The organism is Asticcacaulis sp. P4_H10, from assembly GCF_056400965.1.
Genome location: NZ_JBFUKH010000005.1, coordinates 270,618 through 294,957, shown reverse-complemented (window position 1 = coordinate 294,957; position 24,340 = coordinate 270,618). Strand labels below are relative to the sequence as shown.

Annotated in this window: 20 protein-coding genes; 18 read left to right on the top strand and 2 right to left on the bottom strand. The window is 62.5% G+C overall.

The genetic code is table 11. The features are described 5' to 3' along the window. Nucleotides 1–113 precede the first annotated feature (113 nt). From AC1DON_RS11300 to ftsA, 14 genes are all read left to right on the top strand, one after another. A complete protein-coding gene (locus AC1DON_RS11300) occupies nt 114–1,040 on the top strand; it encodes an ROK family protein (RefSeq protein WP_476934902.1) in 927 nt (308 codons plus the stop codon). Nucleotides 1,041–1,076: 36 nt separating this feature from the next. Next, a complete protein-coding gene (locus AC1DON_RS11295; RefSeq protein ID WP_476934901.1) occupies nt 1,077–2,768 on the top strand; it encodes a carboxylesterase/lipase family protein in 1,692 nt (563 codons plus the stop codon). Between the two features lie 237 nt (nt 2,769–3,005). Continuing rightward, entirely contained in the window at nt 3,006–3,476 is a 471-nt protein-coding gene (locus AC1DON_RS11290; RefSeq protein WP_476934900.1) for a YbgC/FadM family acyl-CoA thioesterase, read from the top strand. A 143-nt stretch (nt 3,477–3,619) separates the two neighbouring features. Beyond that, entirely contained in the window at nt 3,620–4,321 is a 702-nt protein-coding gene (gene tolQ, locus AC1DON_RS11285) for a protein TolQ (protein WP_476934899.1), read from the top strand. A 12-nt stretch (nt 4,322–4,333) separates the two neighbouring features. Continuing rightward, complete coding sequence (locus tag AC1DON_RS11280) at nt 4,334–4,825, top strand: ExbD/TolR family protein (RefSeq protein ID WP_476934898.1); 492 nt, start codon at nt 4,334–4,336, stop codon at nt 4,823–4,825. A 3-nt stretch (nt 4,826–4,828) separates the two neighbouring features. Then, complete coding sequence (locus tag AC1DON_RS11275) at nt 4,829–5,659, top strand: hypothetical protein (protein ID WP_476934897.1); 831 nt, start codon at nt 4,829–4,831, stop codon at nt 5,657–5,659. Nucleotides 5,660–5,748: 89 nt separating this feature from the next. Next, nucleotides 5,749–7,095 (top strand): Tol-Pal system beta propeller repeat protein TolB, encoded by a 1,347-nt coding sequence (tolB, locus tag AC1DON_RS11270; RefSeq protein ID WP_476934896.1) that lies wholly within the window; start codon nt 5,749–5,751, stop codon nt 7,093–7,095. 189 nt (nt 7,096–7,284) lie between these two features. Then, nucleotides 7,285–7,836 carry a peptidoglycan-associated lipoprotein Pal gene (pal, locus tag AC1DON_RS11265; protein ID WP_476934895.1) on the top strand — a complete coding sequence of 184 codons (552 nt, stop codon included), beginning with the start codon at nt 7,285–7,287 and terminating at the stop codon, nt 7,834–7,836. Nucleotides 7,837–8,033: 197 nt separating this feature from the next. Next, complete coding sequence (locus AC1DON_RS11260; protein WP_476934894.1) at nt 8,034–8,987, top strand: CsgG/HfaB family protein; 954 nt, start codon at nt 8,034–8,036, stop codon at nt 8,985–8,987. Nucleotides 8,988–9,117: 130 nt separating this feature from the next. Continuing rightward, complete coding sequence (locus AC1DON_RS11255; protein ID WP_476934893.1) at nt 9,118–10,071, top strand: tetratricopeptide repeat protein; 954 nt, start codon at nt 9,118–9,120, stop codon at nt 10,069–10,071. Further along, nucleotides 10,059–11,381 carry a tRNA lysidine(34) synthetase TilS gene (gene tilS, locus AC1DON_RS11250; protein ID WP_476934892.1) on the top strand — a complete coding sequence of 441 codons (1,323 nt, stop codon included), beginning with the start codon at nt 10,059–10,061 and terminating at the stop codon, nt 11,379–11,381. The genes AC1DON_RS11255 and tilS overlap by 13 nt, the downstream gene beginning before the upstream one ends. A gap of 175 nt (nt 11,382–11,556) precedes the next feature. Next, on the top strand, nt 11,557–13,464 hold the full coding sequence (gene ftsH / locus AC1DON_RS11245; RefSeq protein ID WP_476934891.1) for an ATP-dependent zinc metalloprotease FtsH: 1,908 nt from the start codon (nt 11,557–11,559) through the stop codon (nt 13,462–13,464). Nucleotides 13,465–13,805: 341 nt separating this feature from the next. Next, nucleotides 13,806–14,714, top strand: coding sequence for a cell division protein FtsQ/DivIB (locus AC1DON_RS11240; protein ID WP_476934890.1), 909 nt, complete (start codon nt 13,806–13,808; stop codon nt 14,712–14,714). 37 nt (nt 14,715–14,751) lie between these two features. Beyond that, nucleotides 14,752–16,131: a cell division protein FtsA gene (gene ftsA, locus AC1DON_RS11235; protein WP_476934889.1), complete on the top strand. Its 1,380-nt coding sequence runs from the start codon at nt 14,752–14,754 to the stop codon at nt 16,129–16,131. A 9-nt stretch (nt 16,132–16,140) separates the two neighbouring features. Here the strand turns inward: ftsA and AC1DON_RS11230 are convergent, their stop codons facing one another. Both AC1DON_RS11230 and AC1DON_RS11225 read right to left on the bottom strand, forming a co-directional pair. Beyond that, nucleotides 16,141–17,565: a DUF6880 family protein gene (locus tag AC1DON_RS11230; protein WP_476934888.1), complete on the bottom strand. Its 1,425-nt coding sequence runs from the start codon at nt 17,563–17,565 to the stop codon at nt 16,141–16,143. Between the two features lie 72 nt (nt 17,566–17,637). Further along, on the bottom strand, nt 17,638–18,354 hold the full coding sequence (locus AC1DON_RS11225) for a response regulator transcription factor (protein WP_476934887.1): 717 nt from the start codon (nt 18,352–18,354) through the stop codon (nt 17,638–17,640). A 423-nt stretch (nt 18,355–18,777) separates the two neighbouring features. On the opposite strand from AC1DON_RS11225, the gene ftsZ reads away from it, so the two are divergent. The 4 genes from ftsZ (at nt 18,778) to AC1DON_RS11205 (ending at nt 24,334) form a co-directional block, all read left to right on the top strand. Beyond that, nucleotides 18,778–20,460 (top strand): cell division protein FtsZ, encoded by a 1,683-nt coding sequence (gene ftsZ, locus AC1DON_RS11220; RefSeq protein WP_476934886.1) that lies wholly within the window; start codon nt 18,778–18,780, stop codon nt 20,458–20,460. A gap of 149 nt (nt 20,461–20,609) precedes the next feature. Further along, the gene (gene lpxC / locus AC1DON_RS11215; RefSeq protein ID WP_476934885.1) at nt 20,610–21,503 is read left to right on the top strand and encodes a UDP-3-O-acyl-N-acetylglucosamine deacetylase; all 894 of its coding nucleotides are present in this window, start codon (nt 20,610–20,612) and stop codon (nt 21,501–21,503) included. Nucleotides 21,504–21,603: 100 nt separating this feature from the next. Next, a complete protein-coding gene (locus AC1DON_RS11210) occupies nt 21,604–22,488 on the top strand; it encodes an outer membrane protein assembly factor BamD (RefSeq protein WP_476934884.1) in 885 nt (294 codons plus the stop codon). Between the two features lie 115 nt (nt 22,489–22,603). Then, entirely contained in the window at nt 22,604–24,334 is a 1,731-nt protein-coding gene (locus AC1DON_RS11205; protein ID WP_476934883.1) for a DNA repair protein RecN, read from the top strand. Nucleotides 24,335–24,340 lie beyond the last annotated feature (6 nt).

Below are 24,340 nucleotides of genomic sequence, written 5' to 3'. Positions count from 1 at the left end.
GTAACGGCCTCCGGTAATGCTGCCAAGGTGGCGCGCCGGAGGCCAATTCTTATCCTAAAAGCCGTCCGGCCACAGGACGGGATATATAACAATAGCTGCACGGAACCCTTTGAATGTTGTATGTCGGTGTTGATTTTGGCGGCACGAAGATCGAAGCCGCTGCCCTGTCGCAGGACGGAGACTTCCTGTCGCGGCACAGGGAGCCCAATCCCGGCAACTACCACGATGCCATCCGCACGGTGTGCGAACTGATTGGCCGTGTCGAAACCGAGGCCCGCCAGAAAGACCCCAATCTCGCCCATCGTATCGGCACCATTGGTGTCGGCGCTCCCGGTTCGGTGAGCCCGCGTACCGGTGTGATGCGCAACGCCAATTCGACATGGCTCAATGGCAAGACCTTCCGTGAGGACCTCGAGGCTGCGCTTCAGCGCCCGGTCCGCCTCGCCAATGACGCCAACTGCCTGGCCCTGTCCGAAGCCATCGATGGCGCGGGTAAGGGACTCAAATCCATTTTTGCCATCATCATTGGCACCGGCTGCGGCGGTGGACTGGTTGTCGATAGCCGCCTGGTCGAAGGCGCGAACGGCGTCACCGGTGAGTGGGGCCACATGCCCCTGCCGTGGCCGCAGGCCGACGAATTCCCTGGACCGACCTGCTGGTGCGGCCAGAAGAGCTGTCTCGAAACCTGGGTGTCTGGTTCGGGTTTTGCCCGCGACTTCCACCACGTCACCGGCCGCGCCATGAAGGGCGAGCAGATCATCGAAGCCATGCGCGCCGGTGATCCCGAAGCGGATGCCGCCTTCGATCGCCTGGTCGATCGTCTCGGCCGCGCCCTGGCTGTTGCCGTCAACATGATCGATCCCGACGCCTTCATCTTCGGCGGCGGTCTGTCGAACGTACCGGAACTCTACGACCGCCTGCCGGGCAAGATCCGCCCCTATGTCTTCAGCGACTCATGGGCGGCGACCCTGGCGCCGGCCAAATGGGGTGATAGTTCCGGCGTGCGCGGTGCGGCTCAGCTCTGGCAGCAAGGCCGTTAACCCTATAGTGTCGGCGTATTGAATCTGGAGCCGGCTATGAATTCCACGTCCAAGATATCCAGGCTTGTTCTGCTGACGGCTGCCCTGTGCCTTGTTACCGGGGCGGCTGATGCGCAATCCAAGCGCTGGCGCGGCAACTTCAAAGGCAATACGACTGTCGTGAAAAAGGCGCCGGTCAAGAGCTGGCGCGCCGAGGACTATCCGGAAGAGACGGCGGCCCAGGCAAGCGTCCCGCCGCCTGTAATTACCCCCATTCTCGCTGATGTCGAAGTGCCGGTGACAGGCGGCCGGGTTGGTGGCCAACGCCTGGACGACGGCTCGGTCGTCTTCAAGGCCGTGCCCTTTGCCCGCCCGCCGGTCGGCAATCTGCGCTGGACCCCACCGCAAGATCCTCTGGCGTGGAACGGGGTGCGTTATGAGACCAACAGCGCCCCGGCCTGCCTTCAGGCTTCTTATGGCTGGAATGCCGACATGGCGCGGACCAGCGCCGAAGATTGCCTCTATCTCGAAATTCGCACGCCGGACGTCCAGCCCGCCGATCCGCTGCCGGTCATGGTTTTTGTCCATGGCGGCGCGAACCGCGCCGGCAACGGAGCGGGGACGGTCATGTCGGGACTGGTCGATGAAGGCGTCATCCTGGTGTCGGTTCAGTATCGCCTGGGTGTCTTTGGCTTCCTGTCGCATCCGGCACTGACGGCCGAAAGCGCGGACAAGGCTTCGGGCAACTACGCACTGATGGATCAGATCAAGGCGCTGCAATGGGTGCGCGACAATATCGCGGCTTTTGGCGGTAACAAGGACAATGTCACCCTGTTCGGCCATAGCGCCGGCGCCCAGGATGTTGGCCTGCTGATGGCCTCGCCATTGGCAGAAGGCCTGTTCGACAAGGCGATCATCCAGAGCGGCCCGCCGCAGTTCGGCCTGCCGGCGCGTACGCTCGCCGAAAATGAAGCCATGGGTGTCGAACTGGCGCGGCAATACAGCCCGCGTGCCGGGGAGAAGGCGCCGGCCGGTGCCGAAGCGCTGGAAGACCTGCGCCGCGCGCCTGCGACCGCCCTCCAGGAAGCGGCCGACAAGCTGACGCCGCCGGTAGCTGACGCCAGCTTCATCTGGCTGCAGGCCGTGGTCGATGGCTATGTCCTGCCGAAATCGCCCTATGAGGTCTTCCGCGCGCACGGCCAGGCAAAGGTGCCGCTGATCATCGGGACTTCGGCGCAGGAACTGGGGCTGCATGGCGGCGAAGACGCGATCTATCCGACGATCCACGAAGCCTTTGGTCCCAACCGCATGAAGGCATTGAGCTTTTACGGCATCGACACGAAGCTGCGTGCCAAGGCCGATCCGGTGCTGGGCGACACGGCCATGCAGCTGTCGACTGACGTGATGATGCGGTGTCCGTCCGATTGGACCGCGTGGCAGGTGAGTGCTTCGGGGCAGGAGACCTGGCTCTATCAGCTCGATGTCGATGCGAGTGGCGGGATTGCGCATCACGGTTCGGAACTGGCCTTCGTGTTCAACCACCGGCCGGGCGGTAAGGCGGTGCGGCAATGGCCGCCGCTGCTGGAGCACTGGGCGAGGTTCGCCAAGATTGGCAATCCGAACGGGGAGGGGCTGCCATTCTGGCCATTCTACGGTGCGGACGGCTATTATTTGCAATATGAGCACAAGGGACCTGTGGCGCGCAAGGGCATGCGCTATGAGGTCTGCCGCTACCGCGACACGCCTTAGAGGCTCCGGATGTACCGTGGTTTTCCCCCTTCCGTCATTTGCTCCGCAAATGCCACCTTCCCCGTGAACGGGGAAGGAACTGGATAGGTGTATTTTCCTTCCCCGTTCACGGGGAAGGTGGCGGCAAGCGATAGCGAAGCCGACGGAAGGGGGAACTTCGCATGAACTAAGCTCAACCGTCTTCCTGGGACGCGGGTCTTCCTTGATTTTCCTGGTCCAAGCACCGTAAAAGCCGGTATGAGTGAAATTCCTACCCAGTCCCTGTCCGGCCAGATCGTCGACGGCGAGCATCATCTGCTGGTGCGCGTCTATTACGAAGACACCGACTTTTCCGGCGTCGTCTACTACGCCAACTACATGAAGTTCTTCGAACGCGGGCGGTCGGATTACCTGCGGCTTATCGGTATTCATCACACCGAACTGGCGGCCTTGCCGGAACCTTTGGGCTTCGCTGTGGCCCATATCGATGTGCGTTATCGCGCGCCGGCAAAGATCGATGACATCCTGCTGGTGCGGTCGCGGCCTACCGGCATGAAGGGGGCGCAGTTCTTCTTGCACCAGAGCATCGAACGCGACGGTGTCCTCCTGTGCGAGGCGCACTTCACCGCCGTCTGCATCGACTTCAAAAACAAGCCGCGACGCTTACCCAAGGCACTCTCCGCCGTCATCGAATCGACTGTTGCTAAAACACCGTTAGACTTGCCTTAGCGGGATATTGAGCCGAAAACCGCTGACACTTTTCGGCATATCGCTTGAAAACCGGGCACAAAAGGCACCAACGCCATAGAAATGTCGTCAAAACTGGTGCAAGGTGGGCCCTGTTCAGGATTAACCACAATGGGGACCGCTTCATGGCCGCCACGAATGCCGCCGCCGGCTTGGATTTTGTTCAACTCTTCATGCACTCGGACTGGGTGATCAAGACCGTAATGGTCGTGTTGATCCTGGGGTCCCTGTGGTCCTGGGCGGTGATCATCCAGAAGGTCATGCTGCTGGGCAAGGTCAACAAGGAGGCTGATGGTTTCGAAGGCGTCCTGGCTTCCGGCCGTCCGCTCGACGATATCGCGGCAGGTCTCGGTACCCATCCCAAGGAGCCGTTCCAGAAGCTGCTGGTCATCGTCACCCGCGTGTGGCGCGACAACAAGAGCCGATCGCTGTCGGGCGCGCAGGGCGATATCGTCCTCAACCAGGCCGACCGCGAGCTGAACCACGTCATCTCCAACGAAGCCGAAAACATGGAGCAGGGCCTGAGCCTGCTGGCCGTGATCGCCACCGCCTCGCCCTTTATCGGCCTGTTCGGCACGGTCTGGGGCATCATGAACGCTTTTTCGGCCATCGCCTCGCAAGGCGACACCAACCTCGCGACCGTCGCCCCTGCGATCTCGGAAGCCCTGTTCGCCACGGCGCTGGGCCTGGGAGCGGCTATTCCAGCCTATATCGGCTACAACCTGTTCAACACCAAGGTCGCGCGCTTCGTCGCCCGCATGGAAGGCTTCGCCGACGAACTGATGGTGTCGCTGACCCGCCGGGTCGGTGACAAGATCGCGAGCTAAGGGGAGGCTGCCATGGCCCTTGGTGGCGCATCATCCGGAGGCGGCGGACGCCGCCGCTCCAGCCGGCGCGGAAAGCGCGCGGCCCTGGCTGAAATCAACGTCACGCCGATGGTCGACGTCATGCTGGTGTTGTTGATCATCTTCATGATCTCGGCGCCGTTGCTGACTTCCGGCATCAAGATCGACCTGCCCAAGACGGAGGCCGCCGCGCTGAAGGACGAGGGCGATCCGGTCACCGTGTCGGTAGACGCGCAAGGCAAGATCTACGTCATGGATGACGAGGCCAGCTACGACCAGCTGGCACCGCGTCTCCTGGCTATCACCGGCGGCGACACCTCCAAGCCGATCTATGTCCGTGGCGCGGGCGCCGCGACGTGGGAGACGGTTGCCCAGGTCATGGGCCGGCTGTCGAAGTCCGGCTTCGTCAAGATCAACCTGCTGACGGAAACCATGGGCGGCCAATCTGCTGCCTCCTCTTCAAGCGCGGCAGCGGCAACCCGGTAAGACATGAAACGGTTCAACACCGCCCTTGTTTTGTCTCTTGCGCTGCATGCCGGCGTCGCTGTGCTTGCCTATATAAGCTGGAAGACCGCGCCACCGCCGCTGACCATAGCCAGCGTGCCGATCGAGCTTGTCTCGTCGGTGCCGATGCGCGAGCAGGCCGAGGCGCCGGTCGACGAACAGGCGGTCAAGACGCCCGAGCCGGAACCCGCGCCGCCAGAACCGGTGGTCGAGCCCAAGCCCGAACCGGCGCCCAAGCTGCCGGTGCCGACGCCGCAGAAGCCGGCGACGCCCAAGCCTGAGCCAAAACCGGAAAAGAAACCCGATCCCAAGCCGGTCGAAAAGCCGAAGCCCGATCCCAAGGGCGTGAAGAAGCCAGAGCCGCCCAAGGCGACCAAGCCCAAGACCTCGGCGGCCGACGACCTGTTGTCGCGGCTGGCGGCTGCGCCGTCGCAATCGACCAGCAAGAAGCCGGCCCAGGCCAATACCCGCCGTACCGACGGCCGCTCGAACCAGGGCACCGCGCCGGCGGATGCCGGCACGCAGGCCGCACTGACGGCGCTGATCAACAAGCTGTCGAACCTGTGGAACCCGAACTGCGATGTACCAGGCGCGAAACTGGTCAGTCCGGAAATCCACTTCACTATCTCGCCGAACGGCCGGGTGATCAAGGGACCGGAATGGGCCAATCGCCGCAGCGATCCGATCTGGCAGGCCGCAGCTTCGCGGGCCATGAGCGCCGTCAAGCGCGGCGAGCTTTACGACGACCTGCCCAAGGAGTTGTATAATCAGCCTTTGGAAATCGTCTTCGACGGGAAAAAGGTCTGCGGCGGTTAAACCGGGACCTGCCATAAAAATGCACTCAATGCGGATTAAGACGGAATCCGTTACGTAAGATCGGTAAACGACAACACAAAGGAGCTCTCATGCGTAAGACAGCCAACGGACCATATGATCTGACCAAGCGTGGTTTGCTGGTGTCGGGCATGGGACTGGCCGGTCTGGCGATGGCGCCTGAGGCTCTTGCGCAAACCGCCCTGCGCGGCACGGTCGACCAGGGCAATATCCAGCCCCTGCCGATCGCCATCGATATCAATTCCGGCACCGACGCGTCCGGCAACAATATCGGCGCGCAAATCTCCAAGGTGATTTTCGCCGACCTGGAACGCTCGGGCTTCTTCAAGCCGATCGATCCAAACGCCTTCATCGCCCACGAGCCCGACGTCAATGTCCAGCCGAACTTCGACAACTGGCGCACCATCAATGCCCAGTACCTGTCCAACGGCCGCGCCGGCATCGACGCCGATGGCCGCCTGACGGTCGATTTCCGCCTGTGGGACGTCTTCGGCACCAACCAGTTGCTGGGCCAGTCGATGACGGCGACGCCGGAAAACTGGCGGCGCGTGGCGCACAAGATCGCCGATGCCATCTATGAGCGCCTGACCGGCGAAGAAGGCTATTTCGATACCCGCGTCGTCTTCGTCGCTGAAAGCGGCAAGCGCGGCAATCGTACCAAGCGCCTGGCCATCATGGACCAGGACGCCGCCAATCCGTCCTATTTGACTGACGGCTCGACCAAGGTGATGACGCCGCGCTTCTCGGCGGACAGCCAGGAAGTCGTCTACATGTCGCTGAGCGCCGACCGGGCGCGTATCTACATCTTCAATATCGAGACCGCCCGCCAGGAAGCCGTCGGCGACTTCAAGGGCATGGTGTTCGCGCCGCGCTTCTCGCCGGATGGTTCCAAACTGGCCTTTACCGTCATTCAGGGCGGCAATTCCGACATCTACACCATGGATCTGGGGTCGCGTCAGACGACGCGGCTGACGCGCGATGGTTCGATCGACACGTCGCCGTCCTTTTCGCCCGACGGCAGCCGGATCGCCTTCACGTCGGACCGCGGCGGCTCGCCGCAGATCTACGTCATGAACGCCGACGGCTCGAACGTGCGCCGCCTGACCTTTGGTGGCGGCATCTACTCGACGCCGGTCTTCAGCCCCAAGGGCGACATGATCGCCTTTACCAAGCAATCGGGCGGCCGTTTCTCGATTGGCGTCATGAATCCCAATGGTGGCGGCGAAAAGTTGCTGACCTCCTCCTATCTCGAAGAAGGGCCGACCTGGGCGCCCAACGGCCGCTACATCATGTTCTTCCGCGAGCCGCCGGGCGGGACGCCGTCCCTGTGGACGGTCGAGGCTTCGGGCCGGATCGAACGGCCCGTGCCCTATCACGGCGGCGCGTCGGACCCGGCCTGGTCGCCCAGACTTAAATAATGCTCAAATAGCGAAAAGCCCTGAGTTTTTATGAAGCATTTGCCCGGATAGTTGAAATTTACACTTGTGTTTGACAAAACTGCCGGGGCATATGATGGTGAACGTTAACGCAGTTTGTGAATAGTAAAGTCACAAAACTATGCAAATAGAACCATATAAGGTTCGGCCTGGTGAGAGAGGTGGATATATATGTCGATCAAGACCAAATCCGTTGTGAAAACAGCCCTTGTGGCCTTTGTGCTGACATCCGTTGCTGCCTGCTCGGATAAGCCCAAGCCCGTAACGCCGACGCCGACCCCGCCGCCGGTCGCGACGGCACCGGCCCCGACGCCTACTCCGGCGCCTGTGTCGCCGGTTCAGACCGGCATCCTACCGGGTTCGCAGCAGGACTTCGTCGTCAATGTCGGCGACCGCGTCTATTTCGACACCGACCAGTCCTCGCTGCGCGCCGATGCGCAGGGCGTGCTGGCTGCGCAGGCGTCGTGGCTGAACCGTTATCCGGGTGTCAAGATACGCATCGAAGGCAGCGCCGACGAACGCGGCACCCGCGAATACAACTTCGCCCTGGGCGCGCGTCGCGCCGAATCGGTGTCGGAGTTCCTGATCTCGAAGGGCGTTGCTCCGGCCCGTATCTCGACCATTTCGTACGGTAAGGAAAACCCGCTGAACCCAGGTTCGGATGAGGATGCCTGGGCGCAGAACCGTAACGCCCATACGTCGCTGACCTCGGGCGCGCGCTAAGCTTTAAACCGTTTTTCCGGTTGCGGATCAGGCCTCTCACGGGTAACGTGCGGGGCCTGATTTCGTTTGCGCAGCCACTATTGGCGCGCCGTCACCAAACCTTCAGTAATTAGCGTTTTTGTAGAGACATGCCGATAAAGCGGGGGGCACCCGCTGAAGTTCACGCGTCTCAGCCTATTTCATCGGGAGATTACCGCATGACCACCCTTAAACTGTTTTCGCGTGTCCTGGCGGCGGGCGTCGCCGTTTCGGCGCTGATGGCCGCTCCGGCCGTGTTCGCCCAGGCCAAGGCGTCCAAGGTCCAGCAGACGCAGGACAAGATGATGGGCGACATTCCGCGCTGCTCGCAGAAGCTCGGCACCATCTCAATCGTCGATGGCGACGACGCCTCGGGCTGGACGCAGAACAGCCTGGCTCCGCCGCAGAAGCTGCTGAAGGTCATCGTGCAGAAGTCGGGCTGTTTCAGCCTGGTCGATCGCGGCGCCGGCATGAATGCTGCCGCCAAGGAGCGTGAGATCGGCCAGAACCTCGGCCTGCAACGCGGCTCCAACGTCGGCAAGGGCCAGATCAAGGCGGCGGACTTCGTGCTGGTCGCGGAAGTCGGCAGCGCCGATTCCAACACGGGCGGCGGTGGCGCCGCAGGCCTGATCGGCGGCCTCGTCGGCGGCCGGGCCGGCGCGGTCATCGGTGGGTTCCGCACCAAGAAGCTTGAGTCCGATGTCGTGCTGTCGCTGACCGACGTGCGCACTTCGGAATCGAATGCGTTCGAAGGCCATGCCGCGAAGAACGACCTGACCTGGGGCGTCGGCGGTGGCGTTGGTTTTGCCGGTGCAGTCGGCGGCGGCTACGAAGACACCGACGTCGGCCGGATAGTGACCCAGGCCTTCATCGTCGCCTATAGCGAAATGGTCAACAGCCTGGGCGGTATTGATGTCGGTGGCAAGGCGGCGGCGCCGTCGCGCAGCTTCACCGTCCAGACCGCAACAACCTTGCGCAAGACGCCGGACGCCAAGGGCGCTGTCGTGCGCGCCCTGCCGGTCGGCCTGACCCTTTATCCGACAGGCGAAAAGAACGGCATCTGGTGGCAGGTCGCCGACGACAACGACAATATCGGCTGGGTCAAGAACGACACACTGTCGGCTGCGCAGTAAGACTTCCGGAAGTCTGGAGGAATTAAGCGTTTACGTCTTAATTCGGCCCGACTATGGTGTTTAGCTGAGCACTGTGTTGCGCCGGCTTCGGCCGGCGCTTTTCTCGTGTTACGGGCGGGGAAGAGGTTCCATGACTGAGTATCGTTGCCGGATGAGCTTCACGACAGGCTGGCGCAAGCATGCCGCCGCGGGTTTGACAGGCTTGGCGCTTGTCTTTTCCCTGGGGGCGGGCACGGCTGCCCTGATGTCGCCGAATACGGCGCACGCCCAGCTGTTCAGCACGGATGACGACGAGGACGATCCCAGTGTCCGCCCGACCGATAACGAGGTCTGGGATGCCAAGAAGCTGCTGAAGCTCGACCGCAATGTCCGCAAGCTGCAACGCACGATCGCACGCCTGGAAGGCAAGGCGCCCAACCCGCCGATCCTGATCGAGCCGGACCCGGAAGTCGTCGCCCTGCAGGCGACCGTCGACATTCTGTCGCGCAAGGTCGAGGAGCAGAACAGCGGCCTGACCCGTCTGACCGGCCAGCTCGAAGAATCGCAGCACCAGAACCGTCAGTTGATCGACCAGGTTTCCGCCCTGACGGCGCGTATGGATACCCTTACCAAGCGTGTCGATCTAAACGACGCGCATATCAAGGACATCGATGCCACCCTGGCGCCGCCACCGCCGCCGCCGCCGACACTGGGGGATGCGCAGGCCGATTTTGAACGCGCCTACAACATGATGACGTCCGGCCAGATAGACGACGCCGAGCGCGCCTTCGAAGGCTTCACCACGACGTGGCCGGAAGCCTCGCAACTGCCTGAAGCCTGGTTCCGTCTGGGCCAGATCCGCGCCCGCAAGCAGGATACGCAGGGCGCGATCGCGGCTTACGCAACGGCGCTGAAGGGCTGGCCCAAGTCCGCCTGGGCGCCGGAAGCGACGGTCAACCTGGCCGGCACACTGACCGACAGCAACCGTCCGTCCGACGCCTGCGCCACGCTCAGCCAGTTCGACAAGCTGTACGCCAAGACGGCGACGGCCGAGAGCAAGGCCCAGGCCAAGACCCTCAAGGTCCGGGCGAAATGCAAGGCCTGACGGCCGGCCTGGACGACGCCTTCGCGATCTTCGAGACCTATCTTGACGGACCCGCCGACCACCCGGTCGGCGTTGCCGTGTCCGGGGGCGGCGACTCAGTGGCGCTGTTGCATGCCCTCGCCCTGTGGGGCCGCCGGCCGCTGGAAGTCTTCTGCGTCGATCACGGTTTAAACCCGGACAGCCGCCGCTGGACGCAAGAGGTGGCGCGTCATGCCAAGGGCGTCGGCGCCGGCTTCACGGCGCTGACATGGACAGGAGACAAGCCGAAAACCGGGCTGTCCGCCAAGGCGCGAACCGCGCGTCACCGGCTGCTGGCCAATGCGGCGCGCGCCAGGGGCGTAACCGTCATATGTCTGGCCCATACCCAGGACGACATTGCCGAAGCGCTGGTCATGGCGGAAGAGGGATCGAATGTCGGCCAGCCGGCGCTATGGGCGCCGTCGCCCGTCTGGCCGGAAGGCCGTGGCGTCTTCCTGTTCCGCCCCTTTATCGGCAAGCGCCGGGCGGAACTGCGCGACTTTCTGAAATCACGTGGTGTCGGCTGGATCGAAGACCCGGCCAATGAAAACATGGCATCGGCGCGGGCCAGGGCGCGCAGGGCGCTGGAAGGGCAGGTCCTTGTCAGCCCGACGCTAGGCCTGTTCCTTCAGCCGGTCAGGCTTTACCAGGACTTGCCGCATTTGCTTGTTGATGACGACCGCGCTAGGCTTCACGCGGATTTGGGCGCCATCACCTTCGATGCCGAAGTCTTCGATGGATTGCCGGACGCCGTGGCGCGGCACAGGCTGGCGGCGGCCGTCGTCAGCGCCGGTGGCGGCGACAGGTTGCCCCGGCGTGACAGCATCGACCGCCTGCGTCAGGACCTGACGGCGGATACGACGGCGAGCTTGAGTGGCGCGCGCATCTGGCGCGAAGGCGGTCATATCGGGATCGCGCGTGAGGCCGGTGAACTTGAAAGGCGCAAGCGTGATGCTGTCCGCCTCACTGCGGGACAAACGGTGATGTGGGACGGGCGGTTTGTCGTGTCGAGCGATCGTGCCGCCAGCATCTTTCCGTCGGGTCAGGTACGCGCGAAACTCGGTGACCCTGAACGGATTGCCTTGCTGGCCCTGCCTTTGGCCCTGCGTACCGCGCTTCCGGCGGTAATGTCCGACACTGGCGAAACCGTTATGCCGCTCACGCTTGCGACGGATGATACAGGTCACAGCGGCATAAAGTTTGCTTGCTGGGTCATGCCGCGTTTTCTGGCGGCCTGTGGGGTGTTTGCCTGCGAAAGCGATTGTTCCCGAATGCGGGAAAAACCGCAGTAGCATTGTTTACATATGCTCCCTATATGGTGTGACTGAAGTGTATATCGCTCTTTTACCGCCGCCGTGATAAGCGGGCAGGCAGGGGCAAGGACCACCGGCGCGTCGTCTGACGCGACTGTTTTTTGAGGCCTGCGGGCGCGTTGTCTACGCGACCGTTTACGAGGAATGACCCGGCATGAATATGCGTTCCATCACGATCATCGGTATCGTCCTGGCCCTGTTGATCGGGCTTTACGTCGTGATGCAATCCCAGATGAAGGGCTCGTCCATCACGGGCGCGGCGCCGACGCCCATCATCTATTCCGACCTGCTGGCCAAGGTGAATGCCGGCCAGGTCAAGGAAATCGAAATCCACAACGACGAAGCCACCGGCGTGCTGAGCGACGGCAAGACGCGCTTCAAGGCGACCCTGCCACCGCTGATGGGCGTCGCGCCGCTGCAGAACGCGCTGGATGCCAAGGGCGTCAAGACGACCTTCCAGTCGAACCGAACGCCGCTGCTGATGACGATCATCACCACGCTTCTGCCGGTTATCCTGATCATCGCCATCTGGATATTCTTCATGCGCCAGATGCAGGGCGGTGGCCGTGGCGCCATGGGCTTTGGCAAGTCCAAGGCGCGCCTTTTGACCGAACACAAGAACCGCGTCACCTTCCAGGACGTCGCCGGCGTCGACGAGGCCAAGGAAGAACTGCAGGAGGTCGTCGACTTCTTGAAGGATCCGTCGAAGTTCCAGAAGCTGGGCGGCAAGATACCCAAAGGCGCTTTGCTGGTCGGCCCTCCGGGCACCGGTAAGACCCTGCTGGCGCGTGCTGTCGCCGGTGAAGCGGGCGTGCCCTTCTTCTCGATCTCGGGCTCGGACTTCGTGGAAATGTTTGTCGGCGTTGGCGCCTCGCGCGTCCGCGACATGTTCGACCAGGCCAAGAAGAACGCTCCGTGCATCATCTTTATCGATGAAATCGACGCTGTCGGCCGCCATCGCGGCGCCGGTCATGGCGGCGGTAACGACGAACGCGAGCAGACGCTGAACCAGTTGCTGGTCGAGATGGACGGCTTCGAGGCCAATGAAGGCATCATCATGATCGCCGCCACCAACCGTCCGGACGTCCTCGACACCGCTCTGCTGCGTCCCGGTCGCTTCGACCGTCAGGTGACCGTGCCCAATCCCGACCTGATCGGCCGCGAGTCGATCCTGCGCGTTCACATGAAGAACGTCCCGCTGGCCGTGGATGTGAACGTGAAGGTCATCGCGCGCGGCACGCCGGGCTTTTCGGGCGCCGACCTTGCCAACCTGGTCAATGAAGCCGCCCTGATGGCGGCGCGCAAGGACCGCAAGCTGGTCACCATGCGCGACTTCGAAGACGCCAAGGACAAGGTGCTGATGGGGGCGGAACGCCGCTCGATGGCTATGTCCGAAGAGGAAAAGAAGCTGACGGCCTACCACGAAGGCGGCCACGCCATTGTCGCCCTCAAGGCGCCTGAAGCCGATCCGGTCCACAAGGCGACTATCATTCCGCGTGGCAGGGCCTTGGGCATGGTCATGCAACTGCCGGAAGGCGACCGCTATTCGCAGAACTTCGTCCAGATGACGTCGCGTCTCTCCATCCTGATGGCTGGCCGGGTCGCCGAAGAACTCATCTTCGGCAAGGACAAGGTCACATCGGGCGCCTCTTCGGACATCCAGCAGGCGACGCGTCTTGCCAAGGCGATGGTTACGCGCTGGGGCTATTCGGATGAACTGGGCCTGGTGAACTACAAGGACTCCGAGGACGAATACGGCGCACTGGGCCGCGATACATCCGAAGCGACGGCGCAGAAGATCGATGAAGAGGTCAAGCGCCTGGTCCGGTCCGGTTACGACGATGCCAAGCGCATCCTGCAGGAACACCACGACGGCCTGCATCGCCTGGCCAAGACCTTGCTGGAGCTTGAGACACTGAGTGGGGAAGAGATCGCCAAGATACTCAACGGCGAGGAGATCAAGCGCGACGAGACCACGGGTGTGGCGGTCGAGCTGAGCTCGAACCTGGCGGTGCCGGAGACCGAGCCGGTCGCGGCCGAAAGCGTCGCGGTCCGGATCTGAGCGGTACAACATTAAACGATGCGGGCAGGGGAAACCCTGCCCGTTTTTGTTTATGCGTTAACAATTTTCTTTTTTAATTTCGGCCGACAGGCGTCCGGCGCTGGTGGGCTTTTATCAACGAATCCAAACGAATAGGTACCGAGAAGCCTTACCGCCGGCTTAAAGGAATCGCCGTTCGTTATGACATTGTTAAGGACGTTGGGGTTTTTATGGCTTCCTAACATACAGGGGTCATGAGAACGCGACGTTCGCTGCCGTCCGGCGGCGCGGTGCTCCCGTGACACCCTGTTCCGGCTTTGCGGAACGCGAAGCCATTCGTGACGTGATGTGGAGATCCGACTATGCCGGCTGTCGTGCGTGGTGGCAGACGACAAGCATCGAAACCCGAGGCGGCGCCGAAGGCAAGCCAGGGCAAGGGTGCACCAAGGGGACGGGGGGCCGCGCGTAAAGCGTCGTCGCCCGGCGGCAAGCGCGCCATTATCGGCTCGGTGCCGATCCCCAATGAAGTTACCGCCTGGTTTTCCGTCATCATGGTCGTGAGCCTGCTGGCCGTCGTTCTGATGACCGGCGGTCGCGCCACGGCCCTGGGCCAGGGCCTGACCCGTTTCGCCGACGGCCGCCTGGCGGCCATGGGCATGAACCTGCAGCACGTCCGCCTGGAAGGCGTGTCCGACGCCGCTGCCCCTGATATTCAGCGCGTCCTTGAGATGAAGCGCGGCGATCCGCTGGCCCTGATGGACCTGGCCGCCGTGCAGAAGTCGGTCGAGAGCGTTGGCTGGGTCCGGCAAGTCTCCGTCCGCCGCCAGCTTCCCGGCCTGCTGGTCATCACGGTCGTCGAGCGCCCGCGCCTGGCTGTCTGGCAATACAAGGGCAAGAGCATGGTCGTTGACGACCAGGGCCAGATCATCCCGGAAGCGCGCGCCACCAACTTCCTCAACCTGCCGCTGGTCGTCGGTGAAGGCGCCAATGAACAGGCAGCCGGCATCCTCGAACTGATGAATGCCCGCCCTGGCCTGATGCAGAAGACCTACGCCCTGGTGCGCGTCGATACGCGCCGCTGGGACATCCACCTCAAGAACGGCACCATCGTCAAGCTGCCGGCGCTGAACCAGGGCGATGCCATGGCGCGCCTCGACGCCCTGATCACCGAGCGCCGCGTGCTCGACCAGGGTTTCGCCGAAATCGACCTGCTGGATCCGACCGCGTTACAGGTCGTTCCACTGGTTTCCCGTCCCACTCCGCAACCCTGATCGTTCCCCGCAGTATCCGCGCCCGAAGTATTCGCCCATGTCCCGTTACGAAGATCGCCAGAACGCCAAGCTGCAGGCCACCAAGGGGGCCTCCGCCTCCGGTCGCGCCGCCATGGCCGACGCCGCCGTTCGCCCGGTCGTCTCTTCGGGGCTGATCGCGTCGCTGGACCTGGGGGCTTCGAAGATCGGCTGTTTCATCATGCGCCCGGAAGGCGCGCGTCAGTCGGACCAGTCGATCCGCGTTGCCGGTGTCGGCTATGTGCAGTCCAAAGGGATCCGCGCCGGCGCCATCATCGACATGGAAGCGGCATCGCAAGCCATCGCCCAGGCCGTCGAACGCGCCGAAGCCATGGCCAATGTTTCGATCCAGGGTGTGCGCGTCGCCATTCCGGGCGCACAGACGGCGTCGCACCGCGTGTCGGCCGCGGTCTCGCTGGGCCTGAAGCCGATCACCGACGACGACCTCAACCGCGCCATCGCTTCGGCCCTGGCGCAGGTCCGCTTCCCGAACAGGCGGGCCATCCACCTGCTGCCGGTATCCTGGAGCGTCGACAGCCATGCGGGTGTACGCGATCCGCGCGGGCTGAACGGCCGCAATCTCGGTCTGGAACTGCTGGTCGTCACCATCGACGAGAACGTTTTCAACAATATCCAGCAATGCGTCAGCCTAGCCCATCTCGAAGTCCAGGCCATCGTGTCGGCGCCGCTAGCGGCCGCCGTCGCGTCTCTCGAAGAAGATGAAAAAGAACTGGGCTGCATCTGCATCGACATGGGGGCGTCATCGACGACTGCCGCCATTTTTGCCAACGGTACACTGATCCATGTCGATTGCCTGAATGTCGGCGGTAGCCATGTCACAGCCGATATCGCGCGCGGCCTGTCGACCACCATCGCCGGCGCCGAGCGCATCAAGACCCTGCATGGCTCGGCCATTGCCTCGTCGAACGAAGACCGTGAAACCGTCGAAGCTCCACCACGCGGTGACGATCGTGGCGGCGGCCCTATTGTGGTGCCGCGCTCGATTCTTAAGGGCATCATCGCCCCGCGCGTCGAGGAAACCTTCGAACTGCTGCGCGAGAAGATCAAGGCGTCCGGCGTCCAGATCGAACCGGGCGCGGGTATCGTCCTCACGGGCGGCGCATCGCAACTGGCCGGCGTGCGCGAACTGGCCGTGCGGGTATTCGACCGTCCCGTCCGTCTCGGTAAGCCGATGCGGGTGCCGCATCTGGGTGACGCAGCGGCGGGCCCATCGTTTGCGGCTGCGGCAGGCGTTATCCTGCGCACGCTCTATGGTCCGCGCGACGTCGTTCAGGTCCGCCGTATCATGACGGCCAAGATCGGTCCGAAGGATGCCCCGACGACCAGCCAGGGTGGCCTTATCCAGCGTGTGATCAACTGGTTGCAGTCGAATCTGTAGCTTGCAAAATCAGACCGCGTCCCAGAACTCGGTCTTGCGGGCATGCTGCGTTTGCAACTGCTTCACATAGGTGGCGTGGTCGGCAAAGCCCTTGAAATCATCAATCCCGGCGCTGAGTTTTTCGGCTTCTGCCAGACGATCCGCGGCGAGTTCGTAATCGATCGACCGTGAATTGGTCAACGTCGCCTCGACCATCTTCCGCAGTAGAAGCACGGCGGCCAGCGGATAACGCGCCCCCAGCTTTTCGGCCGCGATCGTCGGAACCTCGTCGTCGCTGCCGTCGATCGCATTGATACGGGCGACGACGAATCGCGAGGCGCGTTCAAGTGCCGGCCAACTGATCAGGAAGTCGAGCGCCACCAGGGCATCGGCTGCCTTGGCGACGAAATCCAGTGCCTCGTCCTCGGCTTCGATATCGTCGAAGTCGGGCAGGCGCTTGAGATAGGCCCGCAGATATTCCGGATTGAGCGACTGGTGAAAGGCATCCAGCCGTGCAACCTGCGCATCCGCTTTGTGGCCAAGGATTTCCAATGCCTGGATGCGCGCCAGCGTCCATTCGCGCGGCCGGACTTCGCGCAAGCCACTGCGGACATTGTCGAGCAGGGCCAATGCCTCGGCGGCGCGCCCTGCCGCCAGCAGGCGTTCGGCGACCTTTGCTGCCGTCGCCGGTACGCGCAGGTCGGATTGCAGGGCCATATAGGCTTCGACATCACCTAAGGCATCGGCGATATCCAGTTGCGCCTGATGCAGGATCTGCGCGCGGCTGCGACGCGCTATGGTGGAGCGCTCGAGCTTCTGGCGCCGCCAGCGCGAGATTTTGCGTGTCCTGGTAATCTTGCGCGCCTCGGGTTCTTTCGCTGCCGCCAGCAGTTGGACGCGCAACTGCTCCAGGCCGTCTGGACACAGGCGCGGCGCCAGATCGCGGATCAAGGTATCGCTCTGGCCGTAACCATTAGCCAGGATCGCATCGGTCAGCGGCTTAAGCAGGATGTCAGACGAGGCTTCCGCCTTTACGGCGATTTCGCCCTGGTCGTGCGCGGCCTGACGAAAGATTTCGAGGACTTCGCCGGAGGTGTCGGTGGTACGCTCCAGCACCGAGCCGCCAAGACAGATGAGCTGCCACATCAACTCTAGCGCTTCCGCCGGCGCGCCGACGGCTACCTGTTCGGTGATGAGCTTGCGCTGGCTGTGCAGGTCGGCTTTGAAGGCCTTGAGGCTGCGCCAGCCGATATTGTTCGTGGCCGCGCCGATTGAGGTCAGGCGTTTGCGGATCTCGTTGACCAGCTTGGCAGGGCTTTCGACGCCGGCCAGTTCCATACGCAGGCGCCGCTTCTGGTTGGCATTGCCTTCACTGATTTCGATCAGCAGGGCGGCGAGGCGCTCAGCGCCTAGCGCTTCGAGGTTTTTCTGATTCAGCGTGCTTTTGGAGGCCATGACACAGCATTACGCACAAACGACAGGATGGACATATCGTTTGTGCGCGATGGTGTGCAATGAAAACAATGCCTATTCGGCTGCGACGGCCGCCGCCGGGCTTGACAAGGCTTCCATACGGTAGCCGATGCCGGATTCCGAGGTGATGCTTTGGCCGAGATTGCCGGCGCGTTCCAGCTTCTCGCGGACCTGGCCGATATAGACGCGTAGATATTGTGTATCGTCGACGTGGGTCGGGCCCCACACTTCGCGCAGGATCTGCTTGTGGGTCAGCATCTTGCCCTTGTTGCGGACGAAGAACTCCAGCAGCGCGAATTCCTTGGGCGTAAACGGCACCAGTTCGTTGTTGATATGCACTTCGTGACGCGTCAGGTCGATGGCAACGGGGCCGTTCTCAAGGCCTTCGGGCTCGGCCTCAGGCTTGCGCTGGCGCAGATTGGCGTGGATGCGCGCCAACAGGACTTCGGCGCGGAACGGCTTGGTAACATAGTCATCGGCACCGGCGTTCAGGGCGGTCACAACTTCGCGGTCGTCGGCGCGGGCAGTCAGCACGACGATGGGGGTGTTGGAGAACTGGCGCACGGCCTTGATGACTTCCTGGCCGTCCATTTCCGGCAGCCCCAGATCGAGCACGATCAGGTCTGGCTTGGCCGAGATGACCTGGCGCAGGGCGGTCTTGCCGCTGTCGGCCTCGATGATCTCGAAATCCTCCACGCTCAGGAATATGCCGAGCATGCTGCGGATTTCGGCTTCGTCGTCCACCAGGAGAATTTTTGCGTTGGAATTCATAAGATTATGCCCGCCTCTAATACAAGGATACCTCAGTCCATAGGTCATGGCGGGTCATAAAGAGTCACTAGGGAGTTAATGGCCTAAATTATAAAGCGGCGATTATGGACGGGCACCGGGCGAGGATAGGAGCAGCTGACGGCGCTCATAAAGAGGCAATTATGAATGCCCCTGGAGCCGTCACGCCTGAGCGAGTGAAAGTCACACTTTGGTAATTTTTCTTAAAAATTATTACCAAAACGGCTTCAAAAACGCCCGACTCAAGTTATCGGGTAATCAATTGTTAAGCATATATGATGTCTCATTCATCTCTGCTATTAGGGGCGGATTCGGTGGATGAGAACTATCCGCTTTGTCACCCCCTTGTACGGGGAAAGCCCCTGGCTGAACGCCGGGGTCTGATTGGAAAGGTAGTCTGAAGCCATGGCTATTAGTCTTTCTGCGCCGCGCCACCAAGAGCTGAAGCCGCGCATCGTCGTCTTTGGTGTCGGCGGGGCTGGTGGAAACGCCGTCAACAATATGATCGAGGCCGGGTTGGAGGGCGTAGAGTTCGTCGTAGCCAATACGGACGCTCAGCAGCTGCAGTTTTCGCGTACCGAAGCCCGCATCCAGCTGGGTGTCGGGATCACCATGGGACTGGGCGCGGGTGCTCATCCTGAGGTCGGCATGACCGCCGCCGAGGAGTCGAGCGACACGATCGCCGAGCACCTGGACGGCGCACACATGGTCTTCATCACTGCCGGCATGGGCGGTGGCACCGGCACCGGTGCTGCGCCCATCATTGCCAAGTGTGCCCGTGAGCGCGGCATCCTGACCGTCGGCGTTGTGACCAAGCCCTTCACCTTTGAAGGCCGCCACCGTATGCGACTGGCCGATGCCGGCATCAGCGAGCTGCAACGCTACGTCGATACCCTGATCGTTATTCCGAATCAGAACCTGTTCCGTATCGCCAATGAGCGCACGACCTTTGCCGAAGCCTTCGGCATGGCCGACCAGGTGCTGCACGCTGGCGTCCGTTCGATCACCGACCTGATGGTCCTGCCGGGCCTGATAAACCTCGACTTCGCCGACGTCCGTTCGGTCATGTCCGACATGGGCAAGGCGATGATGGGGACGGGCGAGGCTTCGGGCGAAGACCGCGCCCTGCTGGCCGCACAGAACGCCATCCAGAACCCGCTGCTCGACGAAACCTCGCTGAAGGGCGCCAAGGCCGTGCTGGTGAACGTCACCGGCGGTCTCGACATGACCCTGCATGAAGTCGACGAAGCGGCCAACGCCATTTCGTCGGAAGTCGATCCGGAAGCCAACATCATCTTCGGTGCGGCCTTCGATCCGGCCCTGGAAGGTAAGCTGCGCGTGTCGGTCGTCGCCACCGGCATGGATGGCGTAGCCCTTCAGACTCCGCTCAACACCACTCAGGTCAAGACCCATACGCCGGCCCCGACCTTTGGTCTCGGCTATGCGTCGCGTCAAGAACAGCCTGCCCAGCAGCCGGCTCCGGCGCAGCCTTCGGCTCCGGTCGCTGAGCGTGCGCCTGCCCCGGCTCCAATCGCTGCACCCGTTGCGCCGCGTTCAAGCCTGTTCGAAGCCGCTCCGGCAGCCCAGGCGCCCGCGCCTCAGCCGGCCCCGGTCGCTGAGGAGTCGCAGGTGATCCGCAAGATCGTCGATCCGATGGCTATGGAAGACCTGCCGGCCGCTGCTGCGCCTCAAGCCGCGCCAGCCATTACGCCGGCGCCGCGCGTCGAGCCGCAGATCAGCCGTCCGGCCATCACGCGCCCGAACGCCTACGGCACGCAGGCCCCGGTTCAGCAGCCGGTCGCTCAGCAGTCCCGTCCGGCCGCGCCCGCGCCGGCGCCCCGCCTCAACACCGAAGAGGAGGGCCGCGAATCGTTCTGGCGCGGCCTGTTTCCGCAACGCCAACGCAATGATTTCTCGCCGATAGGTACGCCGCAAGGCGCGGTCGAGGACGAAGGCGATCGCTATCAGCCGGCACCTGCCAAGAGCAGCGTCTCGGCAAGCCCGGCCACCAAGCCGGTGGAGCAGCCTTCAGCCGATGCGGAGGATGATCTGGAAATCCCTTCTTTCTTAAGGCGCCTCGCTAACTAAGACCCTGTCTTCTTAGCGTTACAAACGGAAATACAAGTTCGTTTGAGGATAGGCGCCGAAAACCCTATAAATTAAGGCGAGGACAGGGTTGTCCTCGCTTTTTTATGCCCAGCCAACGGGGGCGAGGGCGCAGCAGGTTTCGCATCAACATGGTTACTGATCAGAACGAACAGACCCTGGCGCGCGCCGCAATCATCGCCGGCATTGGCCTGCATACGGGAGCCACGGTGCGCATGGTCGTGCGTCCGGCCCCGGCAGGTACGGGCGTGGTTTTCGTGCGTTCCGACGTAACCGATCGCGACAACCGCGTCGCCGCACTGGCGCACAATGTCACCCAGACGCGCCTTGGCACCGTCATAACCAATGACGCCGGCGTCTCGGTTTCGACCATTGAACACGTCATGGCTGCCTTTGCCGCCATGGGTATCGACAACGTCCATGCCGAACTCGACGGCCCCGAAGTGCCGATCATGGACGGCTCCTCGCTGCCGTTCGTCCAGATTCTCGACCAGGCCGGTTTCCGTCGCCAGGGCACGCCGCAAATGGCGATCGAAATCCTGAAGCCTGTCGAAGTCGTCGAGGACGACAAGAGCGCTTCGCTTGTACCGTGCGACCGCTTCGAAGTACGTTTTGAAATCGACTTCCCGAACAGCCCCATCGGTCATCAGGCCGTCGATCTGGTCATCACCGAAGACACCTTCCGCACCGAACTGGCGGCAGCACGCACCTTTGGCTTCCTGCAAGGCGTCGAAGCTTTGCGCGCAGCCGGCCTGGCGCGTGGCGGTTCGCTCGACAATGCGGTCGTCATCGATGGCGATACCATTCTGAACGAAGGTGGCCTGCGCTTTGCCGACGAATTTGTCCGTCACAAGGCGCTCGATGCCATCGGCGATCTGTACGTCCTGGGCATGCCGATTCTTGGCAGGTTTGAAGGAATCCGTGCCGGTCACGGCCTTAATAATGCCCTTGTTCGTGCCCTATTGTCGGCCCCGGATAGCTACCGTATCGTCACACGCGGCGCGGATCTGGCCGAAGTCGGCTAATTCTCCGGTTGGCGCGGGCCTTGCCCTCGTGTAGATGTATCCCTCACAAAACTTATGGCGAGGCGCTGGTATAAGGCGCCAGGGAAAAGGGTTATCTGGCGTGAACGCTGTACGGCTTCTCAAGACCTCCGCGGCTGCGATTCTGCTGGCTACGGTTTCCGTCACAGCGTTGTCCGGTTGCGCCGGCAAGGGCAAGACTGAGCATCTGGTCTATGAAGAGCGCCCCGTTGAACTGTTGTACGCGACCGGCATGGAACGTCTGGACGACAAGCAGTGGAAAGACGCCGTTCAGTTTTTCGAAGAAGTCCAGCGTCAGCACCCCTATTCGGAATGGTCGCGCCGCGCGATTGTCATGACGATCTACGCCAACTATCAGGGCGGAAGCTATCAGGAAGCCACGGCCGCGGCCGATCAGTTCATCCACCTGTATCCGGGCAGCGAACTGACACCCTACGCCTATTATATGAAGGCGATTGGTTCGTTCGAACAGATCGTCGATGTCGGTCGTGACCAGGCCTATACGACGTCGGCACTGGGCCTGCTGGGCGATGTCGTTCGCCGTTATCCCGATACCGAATATGCCCGCGATGCCCGCGTCAAGATCGACATGGTGCGCGACCAACTGGCGGGCAAGGAAATGGAAATCGGCCGCTGGTACCTGAACGACAACCAGCCGCTGGCAGCGCTTGGCCGCTTCAAGTCGGTCGCCACTGAATACCAGACGACCAGCCACACGCCTGAAGCCCTTTACCGCCTCGTTGAGGCCAACGAGACCATGGGCCTGCACGACGAAGCCGTGCGCGTCGGCGCTGTCCTGGGTTACAACTATCCGGGCGACCGCTGGTACGGTAAGGCCTACAAGCTGTTGACCGAAAAGGGCGAAACGCCTGCCGTCAAGCCGGACCCCAACGGCAAAAAAGGCCCGGAAGCGCCTGATACGAAAAAGAAAAAGGGCTGGTTCAGCTTTATGCGCCCAAACGTCTAAAACGTTCGGTACGTAAAAGTTCTCGATTTGTTCTTGATTTTCGCGGAAAATGCGCTTTAATGTACTGACTGCGGACAACTAGTGTGAGTCGTCCGGAATTTAACGGACGGCCCATATGCTGACCCGCCTGACTATTGCCGATGTTGTCCTCGTTGATCGGCTCGATCTGGATATTCGTCCCGGCCTCAGCGTCCTGACGGGCGAAACCGGCGCCGGTAAATCCATCCTTCTCGACAGTCTTGGTCTGGCAACCGGCGCGCGCGCGGATGCCGGCCTGATTCGTTCCGGCGCCAACCAGGCCTCGGTGACTGCCGAATTCGAGCTTGCGGCCAACCATCCCCTCTATGATTTTCTCGAAGAGCGCGGACTGGGCGTCGAGCCCGGCGAAGCCCTGTTGCTGCGCCGGGTTGTGACGCGCGATGGCCGCTCCAAGGCCTTCGTCAATGACCAGCCCGTCAGTGTAGCGGTGCTGAAGGCAATGGGCGAAGGCCTGCTCGAAATTCACGGCCAGCACGAAACGGTCGGGCTTTTGGATGCCCGCGCCCATATGGGCATGCTCGACTCCTATGGCGGCACCGTGGGGGAGCGCGCGGCGGTGAACGAGACCTTCAAGGCGCTGAAAGTCTTGAAAGACGAACACCGCGATCTGCTCAAGCGTGCGCAAGGCGACAAGGCTGAACTGGAACAACTGACAGCGCGGTTGCAGGAACTCGATCGTCTCAACCCTCAGGTTGGCGAAGAAGGGGAGCTGGCATCGGAACGCGCGCTGCTGGGGGCGGGCGAACGGGCGCTGGAAGACATTACCGAGGCACGTGACGCTGTCGGCGGCGATCAGTTGTCGCAACGCCTGGTCAAGGCCTTCCGCGCGCTCGACCACGCCCGTACCCGGGCCATCCAGGCTGGTGCTGTTGGCGAAGACGAGGTGCTGAAACGCCTGACCCTGGCGGCGGATGCGCTCGACCGTACCCTGATGTCGGCTGATGAAGCCTTGGCCCTGATGGACCAGGCCGCCGACAGTCTCGATTTCGAGCCGGGGCAACTGGACCGCGTCGAGGAGCGTCTGTTTGCCCTGAGGGCAGCGGCGCGCAAGTTGGGCGTGCTGGTCGATGATCTGCCGAAAGAACGGACCCGAATCGCCAAGGCGCTGAACGGAATCGAAGATCTCGACGCCCATATGGTGCGGCTCGACAAAGCGATTGCCGAAGCGCAAACGCGCTTCAACGCGGCGGTCGATGCCTTGCGTGCACGGCGTGTGGCGGCGGGCGATACTTTGGCGGCATCCGTCATGGCCGAACTGACGCCGCTCAAGCTCGACAAGGCGCGGTTCCGCGTGCGTATCACGGCGCTGGAACCTGAACGTTACGGCGCGAGCGGCGGTGACGCCGTCGAATTCGAGGTCAAGACCAATCCCGGAGCCGAATGGGGCGGCCTGGGTGTCATTGCCTCGGGCGGTGAACTGGCGCGGTTTGCCCTGGCGCTCAAGGCGGCTTTGGCCAGCCGTGGCGGCGATGAGGCGGTCTCGCCGGTCATGATATTCGATGAAGTTGACCAGGGTGTCGGTGGCGCCGTCGCCGATGCGGTTGGTCTGCGTTTGAAGAAGCTGGCCCAGACGTCGCAGGTCATCGTGGTGACGCACAGCCCGCAGGTGGCGGCGCGCGGCGACCAGCATCTCAAGGTCTCGAAGGCTGCCTACGTCTTTGAGGGTGGCGAAGGTGTGCGTTCGAGCGTAAACTGTCTGGATGAGGCGCAGACCCTTGAGGAACTGGCGCGCATGCTGGCCGGTGCGGAAATCACGCCGGAAGCGCGCGCGGCGGCACAGAGGTTGAGAGGCGCCGAACTGGTATAGGAAAGG

Bases quoted from the DNA above. Each gene is read 5' to 3' on its own strand.
- AC1DON_RS11300 (WP_476934902.1), top strand. From the start codon at position 114: ATGTTGTATGTCGGTGTTGATTTTGGCGGCACGAAGATCGAAGCCGCT.
- AC1DON_RS11295 (WP_476934901.1), top strand. From the start codon at position 1,077: ATGAATTCCACGTCCAAGATATCCAGGCTTGTTCTGCTGACGGCTGCC.
- AC1DON_RS11290 (WP_476934900.1), top strand. From the start codon at position 3,006: ATGAGTGAAATTCCTACCCAGTCCCTGTCCGGCCAGATCGTCGACGGC.
- tolQ (WP_476934899.1), top strand. From the start codon at position 3,620: ATGGCCGCCACGAATGCCGCCGCCGGCTTGGATTTTGTTCAACTCTTC.
- AC1DON_RS11280 (WP_476934898.1), top strand. From the start codon at position 4,334: ATGGCCCTTGGTGGCGCATCATCCGGAGGCGGCGGACGCCGCCGCTCC.
- AC1DON_RS11275 (WP_476934897.1), top strand. From the start codon at position 4,829: ATGAAACGGTTCAACACCGCCCTTGTTTTGTCTCTTGCGCTGCATGCC.
- tolB (WP_476934896.1), top strand. From the start codon at position 5,749: ATGCGTAAGACAGCCAACGGACCATATGATCTGACCAAGCGTGGTTTG.
- pal (WP_476934895.1), top strand. From the start codon at position 7,285: ATGTCGATCAAGACCAAATCCGTTGTGAAAACAGCCCTTGTGGCCTTT.
- AC1DON_RS11260 (WP_476934894.1), top strand. From the start codon at position 8,034: ATGACCACCCTTAAACTGTTTTCGCGTGTCCTGGCGGCGGGCGTCGCC.
- AC1DON_RS11255 (WP_476934893.1), top strand. From the start codon at position 9,118: ATGACTGAGTATCGTTGCCGGATGAGCTTCACGACAGGCTGGCGCAAG.
- tilS (WP_476934892.1), top strand. From the start codon at position 10,059: ATGCAAGGCCTGACGGCCGGCCTGGACGACGCCTTCGCGATCTTCGAG.
- ftsH (WP_476934891.1), top strand. From the start codon at position 11,557: ATGAATATGCGTTCCATCACGATCATCGGTATCGTCCTGGCCCTGTTG.
- AC1DON_RS11240 (WP_476934890.1), top strand. From the start codon at position 13,806: ATGCCGGCTGTCGTGCGTGGTGGCAGACGACAAGCATCGAAACCCGAG.
- ftsA (WP_476934889.1), top strand. From the start codon at position 14,752: ATGTCCCGTTACGAAGATCGCCAGAACGCCAAGCTGCAGGCCACCAAG.
- AC1DON_RS11230 (WP_476934888.1), bottom strand. From the start codon at position 17,565: ATGGCCTCCAAAAGCACGCTGAATCAGAAAAACCTCGAAGCGCTAGGC.
- AC1DON_RS11225 (WP_476934887.1), bottom strand. From the start codon at position 18,354: ATGAATTCCAACGCAAAAATTCTCCTGGTGGACGACGAAGCCGAAATC.
- ftsZ (WP_476934886.1), top strand. From the start codon at position 18,778: ATGGCTATTAGTCTTTCTGCGCCGCGCCACCAAGAGCTGAAGCCGCGC.
- lpxC (WP_476934885.1), top strand. From the start codon at position 20,610: ATGGTTACTGATCAGAACGAACAGACCCTGGCGCGCGCCGCAATCATC.
- AC1DON_RS11205 (WP_476934883.1), top strand. From the start codon at position 22,604: ATGCTGACCCGCCTGACTATTGCCGATGTTGTCCTCGTTGATCGGCTC.